Here is a 13,432-nt window from a genome sequence, read left to right as displayed (position 1 = left end):
AGGTTCATCTTCGTGGAACAGACATCCGACCCGGGCTCGACCCAACCGGAACCGGACTCATCGCGAACGGATCGGACAGAGAAGACGTGGTGGCAGCGCTACATCGGCTTCCCTCTGATCTGGAAATTCGGAATAGCTCTGGTCCTGGGAGTGATCGCCGGGCTGATCGTGGGCCCGCCGATCGCGACCATCGAACCGTTGGGCGATCTGTTCCTCCGGTTGCTGCAGATGTTGGTGATCCCATTGGTGCTGGTGACGCTGATCTCCGGTGCCGCATCGGCTGCGCCGTCGAGCCTGGGCCGTGTCGGAGGCAAAGTATTCGGCTTCTATCTGCTCACCTCGGTCGTCGCCATCAGCCTCGGACTCGGGCTCGGTCTGCTCATCGGACCCGGCACCGGCCTGGACATGCCCAGCACAGGCGAGGACCCCGAAAAGGCTCCGCCCCTGATCGAGACGTTCTTGAACATCTTCCCGGAGAACATCTTCCAGGCGCTGGCCGAAGGCAACGTTCTGGCAGTCATCTTCGTCGCCGTGATCATAGGCTTTGCTGTGGGGACGATGGCCTACAGCGAGGACGCAAGGCTGCGAGAGCTCGCCGAACCGGTGAAGAAGCTGGCCGACGCCGGCTGCGAGGTCATGTTCAAGATCGTGCGCGGTGTTCTGGAATACGGACCGATCGGCGTGTTCGCCCTGATCGCAGTCGTCGTGGGCGAGACGGGCACCGACTCCTTGCTGCCCATGCTCAATCTCACCGGCACCGTCTACCTCGGCATCGCGTTGATGATCGTGGCGTACTCGCTGTTGCTTCTGGCATTCAAAGTCAACATCGCCCGATTCTTCGGTGCCGCCAAGGACCCCATGCTGACCGCCTACGTGACCCGCTCATCCAGTGGGACCCTGCCGGTGACCATGCGGGCCGCGGAGAAGCTGGGGATCCGGGAAGGAACCTACGGTTTCAGCCTGCCCTTGGGCGCGACTATCAATATGGACGGAACCGCTCTCTACGTGGGTGCGTCCACGCTTTTCGTGGCCAATGTGTCCGGAGTCGACCTCAGCTTCGTTCAATTGCTCGAGGCCGTTGCGGTCGGAGTGCTGGCGTCGATCGGCACGGCCGGCGTTCCTGGAGCCGGGCTGATCATGCTGTCGCTGGTGATTTCACAGGCTGGCCTGCCGTTCGCCGCAGTGGCGCTGGTCGCTGGGGTCGATGCCCTTCTCGACATGGCCCGGACCATGTGCAACGTCACGGGTGACCTGGTCGTCACCCGCATCGTCGCCCAGACCGAGGGGCAGGTCGAAGAACCGTCTCGGGTGCGGAAACGAAGTCGCAGTCGCCGCTAGAGGCTCGGCCCGTCGGCGGATAGCGATTGGCGTGTGCCGGTGACGAGCACCAGCGACCTCGGACTGGCCACGGTAGCTCTGCGGAAGTGGACGCACGGGGTGCTGTCCGCTCATGCAGCCGGGATCTTGACAGATTCATCGCCGTGGAAGCAGGAGCTTTCGAGTTCTCTACATTCGAGAATGACCCGACCGAGGAAGAGACCGAACAGTATTATGAGGCCGGAAAAGCCGGGCAGCTCGGGCCTGACTGAGCGCATTGACTGAACGATGGCGGGCAACTGCCCGACTCTTCTGTCAACGACGCGACGAACACAGAATCCATGTTCCATCGACCAAGCACTCCGCCACCGAACCCTACGATCGGCACACGATCGCGTTCGACACTCATGATTCTGCGTGGAAGGTCGCCGACTGCGAGATCTCGATCCGTCCGTACGACAGCCTCTCGTCACGTTCGAACTGGGAACATGCGATCTCAATGCCGGATACCTGCGGACTCTCCGACGTCGGAGCCCGGAGAACCATTGCGGCACCGTGCGGTGCGAACGCTCCTGTGTGAGCGCTATGGCCAGTTTCTCGAAGCCCTCGCCCTGCGCCCGGCTGCCGTCGACGATGCGGCGCTCGCTCTCAAATGGGCGGACTCGGTCGAGGGCAGAAACGGATCGATGTGAGCCCGTTGGTCATCGGTGAACACGCGGTGTCGTCGACCGCCGGTCATCGCGACTGAGCGTGTCAGTCACGAACTCGCCGGCAAAGGAGATGCGCCCGAGCCGCTCAGACTCCGCCGCGCATGTCCTCCGAGATCGCTCCGGCGGCCGAGCGCAGCAGCGGGATCGCCCGGTCGGCGAAGGCCCGGTCGACGCGGCTGACGGGGCCGGAGACGGAGATCGCCAGGGGAGCCGGCGCATCCGGGATCGACATTGCGAAGCACCGCACGCCCAGCTCCTGCTCCTGCTCATCGATCGAGTAGCCGCGGTCGCGGATGCGCACGAGCTCGGCCTCGAGGTCCTCGAGGGTGCCGATGCTGTATTCCGTCGGTGTCGGCATCCCGGCGGTCGTCACGATGTGGCGGACCTGTTCAGGGTCGAGCCAGGCGAGCATCGCCTTGCCGACTCCGGTGTCATGCATATGGGCGCGGCGGCCCACCTCGGTGAACATCCGCATCTGGTGCTGTGAGGCAACCTGATCGACGTAGACGACCATGTCGCCGTCGATGGTCGCGACGTTCGCGGACTCGCCCAGCTCATCCACGAGTGTGCGCAGGTAGGGGCGGGCGATCGCGCCCAATTGGGACCCGGCGAGGTTGCCCAGGCGGATGAGGCCCGGGCCCAGCGCATAGCCGCGGTTGGGCAGTTGACGCACCACGCCGAGGTTGACCAGAGTGTTGAGCAGGCGGTGAATCGTCGGCAGCGGTAGGCTCACCTCGGCAGCGATATGGCTGAGCGTCGCAGAGCCCGAGGAATTTGCGATGCACTCGAGGAGCCCGAAGGCGCGTTCGACGGATTGGACGCCGCCCTTTGTCTGGCGGATCGCGGGGGGCTTAGTATCATTGCTGGTCATCCCATTTCCTCTTCCTCGTCCATTGAGATTCGTGTTCGTTGACATGCGTGGCAGGCTCGACATTGAGTGCCACCGACGTGACAACCAGGATCGTTCAGCGAAACTCCACTCAGTCTAGTCCTGAAATGGAAGAAAGTTTCCGTTCACGAGCATTCTGGCTAGATTTTCCACTATACAGAAGATAATATCCGTACTACGGAAAAGACTTATCAGAGAGGATAACTTCCATGGCTGCTCCCAGTCCCGGATACTCAATCACTCTTCGAGTGGAGACCGCGGTCGGTCAGACTTCGACGTCCGACCTCGTGGCCGCTGCCGCAGCAACAGGTGCGGCGATCACCGCTCTCGACGTTGTGGAATCCACCCCGCGCACGGTGATGATCGACGTCAGCGCCGATACACGCGACGTCGCACATGCCGACGAGGTCGCAGCCGCACTCGGCGAGCTTGATGGCGTCGAGGTCCACAAGGTCTCCGACCGCACCTTCCTGCTCCACCTCGGCGGCAAACTCGAATCTGCCCCCAAGGTACCTCTGCGCAACCGCGATGACCTCTCCCGCGCCTACACGCCGGGCGTGGCCCGCGTGTGCACGGCCATCGCAGAGAACAAGGCTGATGCCCGCCGTCTGACGATCAAGCGCAACACTGTCGCGGTCGTCACCGACGGCACCGCGGTCCTCGGCCTCGGCGACATCGGCCCCGAGGCCGCGATGCCGGTGATGGAGGGCAAGGCGGTTCTGTTCAAGCAGTTCGCCGGCGTCGACGCCTGGCCGGTGGCCCTCGATACGAAGGACACCGAGGAGATCATCTCCATCTGCAAAGCCATCGCCCCGGCCTACGGCGGCATCAACCTCGAGGATATCTCCGCCCCGCGGTGCTTCGAAATCGAGGCCAGGCTCCGCGCAGAGCTCGACATCCCCGTCTTCCACGACGACCAGCACGGCACCGGCATCGTGACCCTTGCCGCGCTGAAGAACGCCCTCAAGGTCGTGGGCCGCAAGCTCGAAGACCAGCGCATCGTCGTCTCCGGCGTCGGTGCTGCGGGCAACGCGATCATCCGCCTCCTCCAGGTCGCCGGTGCGACGAACATCATCGCCTGCGGCCGCGACGGCGCGATCGGACCCAAATCCACCGTCGACACTGAGCACAAGGTGTGGCTGCAGCAGAACACGAACCCCGAAGGCTTCGACGGCACCCTGAAGGAAGCCGTCGTCGGATCGGACGTCTTCATCGGAGTCTCGGCCCCGAACGTGCTCGACGGCAGCGACATCCAGGCGATGAACAAGGATGCCCTCGTCTTCGCGATGGCCAACCCCGATCCGGAGGTCGACCCCGCCGAGGCGCTCAAACATGCGGCCGTCGTCGCCACGGGACGCAGCGACTACCCGAACCAGATCAACAACGTTCTGGCGTTCCCGGGCATCTTCCGCGGGCTCCTCGATGCCGAAGCGACCGACATCGACGAGAACATCATGGTTGCCGCCGCAGATGCGATCGCCTCGTGCATTCCGGCCGAGGAACTCCATCCCGGCTACGTGGTGCCCTCGGTCTTCGACCCCGACGTGGCGAAGAAGGTGGCCGAAGCCGTCGCGGCCGTCTCGTCCTGAACCTCGACCGGTCTCCTCATACAGGGGGCCGGTCGCTGTTTTATGAGAGACAATGTTGGGAGACCAGCCCTCCCGCGCAATGATGCTACGAAAGAGAATGTGAAATTGGATCACTCAACGTTGGCCGACATCGACACACTCCTCGCGGACACGGACGAACTGCTGAACTCGCGGTACCCCGGCGAGCGTGATGTCCGACAGCCCGTGCACACCGTCTACGTCCCCGGGCACCTCTCGACCCCGGCCCTGCCCCGTGAATGGGGTGAGCAGGCGCTCGAATGCGTCGAGGCCAACGGCGGCATGGTTCAGCTTGCCGAACGCGTCATCGTCGCCTCCCGCAAGGAGACCCTGGCCCCCGACAGCCAGACCATGCCGAATCTGCACCAGGTTGCTCGGGAGGCAGAGATGCTCGCCGAGGCGGTCACCCGGAAACTGTCCACCGAACCGATCGAGGACCTCAGGTTGGACTTCGAGGACGGGTTCGGCAACCGTGGAGACGACACCGAGGACGGCTGTGTCCGCCAGGCCGCGCGCAACGCGGTCGCCGGACTGGACGAGCCCGGTGCCTCGGCATTCTTCGGCATTCGCTTCAAATGCATGGAGGCCGATACCCGTGCCCGCGGTCTGCGCACCCTGGATCTCTTCCTCGCCGAGGTGATCGCCGCCCACGGATCCCTGCCCAAACAGCTGGTGCTCACGCTGCCCAAGGTCAGCACGGTCGACCAGGTCGAGGCCATGGTCATCGCCTGCCGTGCGCTCGAGGCCCAGCACAGCCTGGCAGAGGGGTCGATCACCTTCGAGGTTCAGGTTGAGACCCCGCAGCTCATCCTCGGCGCCGACGGATCCGTGCCGCTGGCACCGGTCCTCGACGCCGGCGCTGGGCGCATCACTTCCTTGCACTACGGCACCTACGACTATTCGGCGTCGATGGGCGTCGCCGCCGCCTACCAGGCCATGGACCACCCGGTGGCCGACTTCGCGAAGAACCAGATGATGCTCGCGGTCGCCGGCACGGGCGTCCACCTCTCCGACGGTTCGACGAACATCATGCCGCTCGGGGAGCCCGAGGAGGTCCAACGTGCCTGGACCCTGCATTCCGGGCTGGTCCGCAGGCACCTCAAGCGCGGAATCTACCAGGGCTGGGACATGCACCCGCACCAGCTTCCCACGCGTTTCCTTGCGACATTCCGCTTCTACCGCGAAAGCGCCGAGCGAGCTGCCACCCGACTGCGCAACTATGTGTTCCAGGAGGACTCCGCCGTTCTCGACGAGCCCGCGACCGCCAAAGCGCTGGCCCGCTACCTGGGCCGCGGCCTCTCCTGTGGCGCCCACACCGAGGCGTTCGTGACCGACCGGACGAAGATGTCGGTTCAGACCCTCAACCGCATCGCCGCCACCGGCGCGGCCGAGTGACCTGCCGACCGCCTCGGCGACACACCACCAGCTGGTGCTGACCAGCACCGATCCGAAGGAGAATACGCACACATGACAACGACCGACCCCTACACCTATTGGGCACCCACCGGCGGGCATCCGCCGCAGTCGGACCTGCTCACCGACCGTGCGATCGTGACCGAGGCGTACACGGTCATTCCGCGCGGAGTCATGCGCGACATCGTGACCTCGAACCTGCCCGAGTGGACCAGGACCCGCTCCTGGGTGCTGAGCAAACCGGTGGCCGGGGGAGCGGTGACCTTCTCACAGTCCATCCTCGAGGTCGCCCCGGGCGGCGGCTCGGACAAGCCCGAACCGCAGGCCGAGGTCGAGGGATTCATCTTCGTCATGGCCGGTCAGCTCGAGATCACCCACGAGGGCCAGGCCCACACCCTGACGCCAGGCGGCTTTGGGTTCCTGCCCGCGGGTTCGACCTGGAGTGCGAAATCCACCGGCGCCGAGGCGGCCCGTTTCCATTGGGTGCGCAAGCGCTACCAGCCTGTGGCCGGGCTGAATCCTGAAGCCAAGTTCGGCGAGGAGTCAGACGTCGAGCCGGCGTCGATGCCGGGCACCGACAACAGGTGGCGGACGACCCGGCCTCTCGATCCGGAGAACCTGGCCTACGATATGCACGTCAATATCGTGACCTTCGAACCCGGTGCCGTGATTCCCTTCGCCGAGACCCACGAGATGGAGCACGGCCTCTACGTCCTCGAAGGCAAGGCCGTCTACCGCCTCAACGGCGACTGGGTAGAAGTGCAGGAGGGTGACTTCATCTCGATGCGAGCCTTCTGCCCCCAGGCCTGCTACGCCGGTGGACCGGGCCGCTTCCGCTACCTGCTCTACAAAGACGTCAACCGCCAGGTCGAGCTCTAGCAGCCGCCAGCCGCAGTGGCGCGCACGCCGCGGGGGTGAATGCAACAACCGCTCGGCGAAAGTGTGAGCGTAGCGCACACATGATGTGCCTACACACTTTCGCCAAGCGGTTACTGGCTGAGCGGTACCTGCGCCGAGCGGTTGTCCGTCAGCTGCTCAGATCAGCTGCAGCGTGCGAGCCGTGTACTCGGAGAGTTCCTTGAGCAGGGTCTCGTCCTCGGCGAGGCTATGGCCCAGCGACGGCACCATGTCCTTGAGCGCAGGCTCCCAGCCGCTGTATTGGCGCGGAAAGCAGGTCTTGAGCAGGTTGATCATGATCGATACTGCGGTCGAGGCGCCGGGGGAGGCGCCGAGGAGAGCGGCGATCGACCCGTCGGCCGAGGAGATGAGTTCGGTGCCGAAGCTCAGCACTCCGCCCTTCTTCGAGTCCTTCTTCATCACCTGCACACGCTGACCGGCCTGGATGAACTCCCAGTCGTCAGGGTCGATGTTCGGAATGAACTCGCGCATCGACTCGAAGCGGGCCTTCTTCGACGAAGCCAGTTCGGAGACGAGGTAGGTGACGAGGTCGGTGTTGTCCTTGGCGACATTGAGCATCGTGGCCAGGTTGTTCCCACGCACCGAGAAGGGCAGGTCGGTGAAGCTGCCGCCCTTGAGGAACTTCGGCGAGAAGCCGGCGTAGGGTCCGAACAGCAGGTGGTCCTTGCCGTCGACGACTCGGGTGTCGAGGTGAGGCACGGACATCGCCGGGGCGCCGAAGGACGCCTGGCCGTAGACCTTGGCCTGGTGGCGGGCGACGAGGTCGGGGTTCGAGGTCCGCAGGAAGATTCCCGACACGGGGAATCCGCCGTAGCCGCGGCCTTCGGGGATGCCCGACTTCTGCAGCAGCGGCAGAGCACCGCCGCCGGCGCCGACGAAGACGAACTTCGCGTTGACCTTGTGGGTCTCGTGCGAGAGCAGGTCCTTGACGGTGACGACCCACCCGTCGGAGGATCGTTCGAGCTCGGTGACCTGGTGACTGGTGCGAACGGTGGTACCCTTGTCGCCGACGTAGCGCAGCAGCTGGCTGGACAGCGATCCGAAGTTGACGTCTGTGCCGATCTTCGTCCGTGAGATGCCGTTGATCTGTCCGGGCCCGCGGCCCTCGAACATCAGCGGCAGCCACTCGGCCTGGGTGTCGGGGTCGTCGGTGTACTCCATCTCGGAGAACAGCGGGTTGCGCACCATCTGCTCGTGACGGTTCTTGATGTAGTCGCGTCCCTTCTGGCCACGGCCGTAGCTGATGTGGGGGACCTGGTTGATGAAGGACTTCGGGTCCGGCAGGACGCCGTTGTCGACGAGGTGTGACCAGTACTGACGGGAGTGGTGGAACTGCTCGTTGATCTGCGAGGCCTTCGCCAGATCGATGTGGCCGTTCTCGTCCTCGGGAGTGTAGTTGAGCTCGCACAGGGCGGCGTGGCCGGTGCCGGCGTTGTTCCACGGATCGGAGCTCTCCTCGGCGACATAGTCGAGCTTCTCGTAGACCCGGATGTCCCATTCGGGCTGAAGCTCGGTCAACATGGCGCCCAGAGTGGCGCTCATGATGCCGCCGCCGATCAAGACAACGTCAACCTTTTCCTGCGTTGAGGGCATTTCAACTCTCATTCCTCGTCAATGACTAAGCGACTACGTATTCGACTCTCAGACTACTCTCCACGTCAGGCGAACCAGTAACCCGGGAGGGGGCCCGGAATGGCCGTGCGATGATTCTCACAGCGGATGTTCGTCCGCAGTCAGGCGCATTTTCCGACCATTCGGACGTTTAGCCGGTGGACACCTTGTGTCGTCGGCCACAGGGTGTGCAAATATGGGCACATGTCGAATCGCTTCCTTCTTCGTGATGCCCTGGCCGAGTTCCCGCCCTACGTACCGGGCAAGCCCCCGACCACCGCGCCGGGTCTGAAACCCTACAAACTGTCCTCGAACGAGAACCACCTGGCGCCGCTGCCGGGTGTGGTCGACGCGATCGCAGAGGCCGGGCAGGTGCCCGCGAACTATCCCGACCCGAAGTCGACGAAGCTGGTTGCCGACCTCGCGGCCCACCTCGATGTCGATGCCTCCGAGATCGTGCCCGGTGCCGGTGCCTCGGAGATCCTGTCCGCACTGACGAACATCACCCTCGAGGCCGGAACCTCCGTCGTCTACCCGTGGCCTTCGTTCGAGATGTACCCGATCCTCGCCTCGGCGCGTGGTGCGCAGAAGCGTCCCGTGCCGCTGCTCGAAGACGGCCGCCATGACTTCCAGGGTCTGGTTGCCGCCATCGACGATACGACTCGTCTCATCCTGCTGTGTTCGCCGAACAATCCGACCGGACCGTCGGTCTCGACGGTGGAGCTCGACGGCTTCATGGCAGAGGTCCCGGCCGAGGTCATCGTCGTCCTCGACGAAGCATATTTCGAATTCGCCACCGACGCCGAGGTGGTCGATGGGATGGCGGCGTACCGGAAGTTCCCGAATCTGGTGCTGGCACGGACCTTCTCCAAAGCACACGGTCTGGCCGGATTGCGCGTGGGCTTCGGCGTCGCCGATCCGACCATTGCAACCGCACTGCGCCAGGTGATCGCACCGTTCAGCGTCACCTCGGCGGCCCAGGTCGCGGCCGTGGAATCGCTGTCGCGCAACGATGAAGTCCTCGTCCGTGCCAAGGAAGTCGCATCGACCCGTGACCAGTTCGAACAGGACCTGCGCGATGCGGGCCTGACCGTCTCCGATTCGCAGGGCAACTATGTGTGGGTCAGCCTCGGCGACGAAGACGCGCAGGCCTTCGAGGAGGCCTGCGCCGCGCAGGCCGTGGCCATCAGGCGTCTGAGTGGGGGCGTGCGCATCAGCGTCGGGCCCGATGAGGCGCTTGATCGGGTGCGCGAGGTGGCGACGGCGTTCATGGAGTCCAGGACCGCATGAGCACGACGGTGCAGGCTCCGACGCAGGATCTCGAAGCGCAGCTGAGCGCCGGATCTTTGGTCACGGACCGGGACGTCATCGACGCCTACGCCTCCGATAAGGCCCTGTTCTGCCCCGCCGGGCAAGCGCTCGCCCTGGTCAGAGCACGATCGGTCGACGACGTCGTGGCCGTCATGGCCTTCGCCACCGAACACCGCGTCCCCGTCGTCACGCAGGGTGCGCGGACCGGGCTGTCCGGAGCGGCGAATGCGATCGACGGCTGTCTGCTGCTCAACGTCGCTGCGATGGACGAGATCGTCGCCATCGACCCCGTCAACCAGACGTGCCGAGTCCAGCCCGGAGTCATCAACCAGGACCTCAAGGCGGCATTGGCCGAGCACGCACTGTCCTACCCTCCCGACCCCGGCTCGGTCGCGATCTCGACGATCGGCGGCAATGTCGCCACGAACGCGGGCGGAATGTGCTGCGTGAAGTACGGAGTGACCAAGGACTACGTGCGCGCCATGACCGTGGTGCTCGCCGACGGCACCGTGACGAAGCTGGGCACAGCCACCGCGAAAGGCGTCGCGGGACTCGACCTGGCGGCCCTCCTCGTCGGCTCCGAGGGCACTCTGGGCACCATCGTCGAGGTGACGCTGGCCCTCAAACCGGCACTGCCCCCGCCGATCACCGCCGTCGGGATCTTCCCCGACACGGCCTCGGCCGGACGCACGGTCACCGAGTACATGGGATCCGGAGCCGCCCCGTCGCTGCTCGAACTCATCGACGGGCCGAGCGTGGCGATGATCAATGCCTACGGTGATTTCGGCCTGCCCGACGATGTCGGTGCCCTGCTGCTGGTGCAGTCGAATGCGTCGGGCGCCGGAGCAGTAGAAGAGCTCGAAGCCTTTCAACGCATCGCCGAGGCCAATGGCGGCACCGAGGTCTTCGTCTCCGATGACCCGGCCGACTCCGAACTGCTCGTTGCGGCCCGTCGTGCCGTGGCCCCGGCGATGGAGAAGTACGCCAATGAGCGCGGGGGCGGAGAGCTCGTCGACGACGTCTGCGTGCCGCGCTCGGCGCTCGGAGACTTCTTCGAGAAGCTGCGCGCCATCGCGACCGAATTCGACGTCGAGATCGCCACCGCCGGTCATGCCGGTGACGGGAACATGCACCCCTCCGTGATCTTCGACGCCGGCGACGAATCCCAGGTGGCGCAGGCGCAGGAGGCTTTCGCGGCGATCATGCAGTTGGGCCTCGACCTCGGCGGCACGATCACGGGCGAGCACGGTGTCGGCTTCCTCAAACGCGAGTGGCTCGGGCACGAGCTCGACGCCGGCGCGACGCTGATGCACCAGAAGATCAAGGAAGCTCTCGATCCCTTGGGGATCCTCAACCCGGGGAAGATGTTCGGCTGAGCCCGGTCACGCTGAGGCGGTCACCGCTGCTGCGAGTCCGGCGATGTCCTCGGGTGTCGTCCGGCAGCAGCCGCCGATGATGCGGGCACCGGCATTTCTCCAGGCGGCGATGGTCACCGGGCTCGCATCGAAGTGCGGGCCAGACTGCCATTCCATCGCTGTCGCGTCGTAGCTCTCGCCCGAATTGGGATAGGCGATCAGCGGCAGATCGGTGTGCTGGGCGAAGGTCCGCAGTGCCCCTTCGACCAAAGATGGGCGAACGCAGTTGACGCCGATCGCGCGGATCATCGTGGTGCCGGCGATAGCCTCGACGACTTCGGCGAGGGAGGAGCCATCGGCCAGATGGTGAGTGTCCGAGAGAGTCACACTCAGCCACGCGGGAACGTCGAACTCTTCGGCAAGGCCGGCGAGCACTTTGATTTCTGCCAGGCTGGGCTGCGTCTCGATGGCCAGCAGATCGGCACCGGCGCTGACCAGGGCTTCGATGCGAGGACGGTGGAAGTTCGCGAACTCCTCTTCGCCGAGGTGATAGTCGCCCGTGTATTCGGAGCCATCGCCCAACGCAGCCCCATAGGGGCCGACGGACCCGGCCACGAGCGCGGTGTCCACAGACTCCACGTCGGTTGGTTCGGCAGCGACCGCGGCGGCAGCCTCGGCCGCGACCTCAACGCTGCGCTCGATGAGGCGTCGGCCCTCCTCGGCGGATATCGATGTCCGCTCGAAGCCCAGCGGAGTCGCCTGGTAACTGGCGGTCGTGACGATTCGGGCACCGGAGCGGATGAAGTCGGCGTGCACCTCGGCCAGCGTATCCGGAGCATCGCGCAGCAGGGATGCGGACCACAGTTCGTGGCGCAGATCGATGCCGCGGGATTCGAGCGCGGTGCCCAAACCGCCGTCGATGATGATGGGCTGGCCCGAGCGCACAGCGGCCTGGAGCATCTGGATGAAGGTTGTCGACATGCTCCCAGTTAAACTTGTCGGGTGACCCGAATCGAATCCTCCGCAGAATCTGAGACAGCCTCCTCAACCGACGGCGGCGCCGACGCCCCCGCCATCAACGACCGTTCCCGGTTCGGGTTCGAGGTCGGCACCCGCCTCGAGACCGGCGGGCGCACCGGCGTCATCCACACCCCGCACGGCGACATCGCGACTCCCGCCTTCATTCCCGTCGGTACGAAGGCCACGGTCAAGGCTGTGCGTCCCGATGAGGTAGAAGAACTCGGCGGTCAGGCGGTGCTCTCCAATGCCTACCACCTCTACCTGCAGCCCGGGTCCGATCTCGTCGATGAGGCCGGCGGGTTGGGGAAGTTCATGAACTGGCCCGGCCCGACGTTCACCGACTCGGGCGGATTCCAGGTCATGAGCCTGGGTTCGGGTTTCAAGAAGGTCATTTCGATGGAGTCGACGGGTGAGCAGAACGATGATCTCGTTGCCGTCGGCAAGGAACGCATGTCGAACGTTGATGACGACGGGGTGACCTTCAAATCCCACCTCGACGGCAGCATGCACCGCTTCACCCCCGAGGTCTCCATGCGGGTCCAGCACGAACTGGGTGCGGACATCATGTTCGCCTTCGACGAGCTGACGACGCTGGTCAACACCCGCGGCTACCAGGTGCTGTCCTTGGAGCGCACTCGTCAGTGGGCTCTGCGCTGCATCGAGGAGCACCAGCGACTGACGGCTGCGCGCTCGCACCGGCCCTACCAGGCGCTGTTCGGTGTGCTCCAGGGCGCTCAGTACGAGGACCTGCGCCGCAAGGCAGCCCACGACCTGGGCGCGATGGACTTCGACGGCTTCGGCATCGGAGGCGCGTTGGAGAAGGAGAACCTCGGCACGATCATCCGGTGGGTGTGCGAGGAGCTGCCGGAGAGCAAACCGCGCCACCTGCTGGGAATCTCGGAGCCTGATGACCTGTTCGAGTCGATCAAGACCGGCGCCGACACCTTCGACTGCGTCTCACCCTCGCGCGTTGCCCGCAATGCGGCCATCTACACCCGCGACGGCCGCTACAACCTCACCGGCGCGAAGTATCGCCGGGACTTCGGGCCCCTCGATCCCGACTGTGCCTGCTACACGTGTCAGAACTACTCGCGGGCCTACCTGCGGCACCTGTACAAGGCCAAGGAGATGCTCTTCTCCACCCTGTGCACCGTCCACAATGAGTACTTCGTCGTCAACCTCGTCGCCGAGATCCGGCAGGCGATGATCGACGGCCGCTTCGCCGAACTCGAAGCAGAGGTGCTGGGCCGCTACTACGCGAAGCAGCGTTGAGCGCAGCAA

At 64.9% G+C, this 13,432-nt stretch carries 10 protein-coding genes; 7 read left to right on the top strand and 3 right to left on the bottom strand.

Features of this window, described 5'->3' with window-relative positions; all coding sequences use genetic code 11:
• Nucleotides 1–12 precede the first annotated feature (12 nt).
• Nucleotides 13–1,338 carry a dicarboxylate/amino acid:cation symporter gene (locus BLT92_RS04405; protein WP_092103508.1) on the top strand — a complete coding sequence of 442 codons (1,326 nt, stop codon included), beginning with the start codon at nucleotides 13–15 and terminating at the stop codon, nucleotides 1,336–1,338.
• 774 nt (nucleotides 1,339–2,112) lie between these two features.
• Here the strand turns inward: BLT92_RS04405 and BLT92_RS04400 are convergent.
• Nucleotides 2,113–2,898 (bottom strand): IclR family transcriptional regulator, encoded by a 786-nt coding sequence (locus tag BLT92_RS04400; protein ID WP_092103506.1) that lies wholly within the window; start codon nucleotides 2,896–2,898, stop codon nucleotides 2,113–2,115.
• A gap of 227 nt (nucleotides 2,899–3,125) precedes the next feature.
• Between BLT92_RS04400 and BLT92_RS04395 the strand changes: the two genes are divergently transcribed.
• The 3 genes from BLT92_RS04395 to BLT92_RS04385 all read left to right on the top strand — a co-directional run bounded on the left by BLT92_RS04395 (nucleotide 3,126) and on the right by BLT92_RS04385 (nucleotide 6,815).
• Entirely contained in the window at nucleotides 3,126–4,505 is a 1,380-nt protein-coding gene (locus tag BLT92_RS04395; protein ID WP_092103504.1) for an NAD-dependent malic enzyme, read from the top strand.
• A gap of 105 nt (nucleotides 4,506–4,610) precedes the next feature.
• Nucleotides 4,611–5,918: a DUF6986 family protein gene (locus tag BLT92_RS04390; protein ID WP_092103502.1), complete on the top strand. Its 1,308-nt coding sequence runs from the start codon at nucleotides 4,611–4,613 to the stop codon at nucleotides 5,916–5,918.
• Nucleotides 5,919–5,990: 72 nt separating this feature from the next.
• A complete protein-coding gene (locus tag BLT92_RS04385; RefSeq protein WP_092103500.1) occupies nucleotides 5,991–6,815 on the top strand; it encodes a bifunctional allantoicase/(S)-ureidoglycine aminohydrolase in 825 nt (274 codons plus the stop codon).
• A 156-nt stretch (nucleotides 6,816–6,971) separates the two neighbouring features.
• Here BLT92_RS04385 and BLT92_RS04380 read toward each other — a convergent pair whose 3' ends face one another.
• Entirely contained in the window at nucleotides 6,972–8,447 is a 1,476-nt protein-coding gene (locus tag BLT92_RS04380; protein WP_092103498.1) for a malate:quinone oxidoreductase, read from the bottom strand.
• A 222-nt stretch (nucleotides 8,448–8,669) separates the two neighbouring features.
• Between BLT92_RS04380 and BLT92_RS04375 the strand changes: the two genes are divergently transcribed.
• The gene (locus BLT92_RS04375; RefSeq protein WP_092103496.1) at nucleotides 8,670–9,755 is read left to right on the top strand and encodes a histidinol-phosphate transaminase; all 1,086 of its coding nucleotides are present in this window, start codon (nucleotides 8,670–8,672) and stop codon (nucleotides 9,753–9,755) included.
• Nucleotides 9,752–11,152 carry an FAD-binding oxidoreductase gene (locus tag BLT92_RS04370; protein ID WP_092103493.1) on the top strand — a complete coding sequence of 467 codons (1,401 nt, stop codon included), beginning with the start codon at nucleotides 9,752–9,754 and terminating at the stop codon, nucleotides 11,150–11,152. The genes BLT92_RS04375 and BLT92_RS04370 overlap by 4 nt, the downstream gene beginning before the upstream one ends.
• 6 nt (nucleotides 11,153–11,158) lie before the next feature.
• Here BLT92_RS04370 and mmuM read toward each other — a convergent pair whose 3' ends face one another.
• Nucleotides 11,159–12,112: a homocysteine S-methyltransferase gene (mmuM, locus tag BLT92_RS04365; RefSeq protein WP_092103491.1), complete on the bottom strand. Its 954-nt coding sequence runs from the start codon at nucleotides 12,110–12,112 to the stop codon at nucleotides 11,159–11,161.
• Between the two features lie 21 nt (nucleotides 12,113–12,133).
• On the opposite strand from mmuM, the gene tgt reads away from it, so the two are divergent.
• Nucleotides 12,134–13,423 carry a tRNA guanosine(34) transglycosylase Tgt gene (gene tgt / locus BLT92_RS04360; protein ID WP_197679661.1) on the top strand — a complete coding sequence of 430 codons (1,290 nt, stop codon included), beginning with the start codon at nucleotides 12,134–12,136 and terminating at the stop codon, nucleotides 13,421–13,423.
• The last annotated feature ends 9 nt before the right edge of the window (nucleotides 13,424–13,432 follow it).

Source organism: Brevibacterium picturae (assembly GCF_900105045.1).
In the GTDB taxonomy this organism is placed as follows: Bacteria; Actinomycetota; Actinomycetes; order Actinomycetales; family Brevibacteriaceae; genus Brevibacterium; species Brevibacterium picturae.
This window is presented reverse-complemented; position numbering and strand designations above follow the sequence as displayed.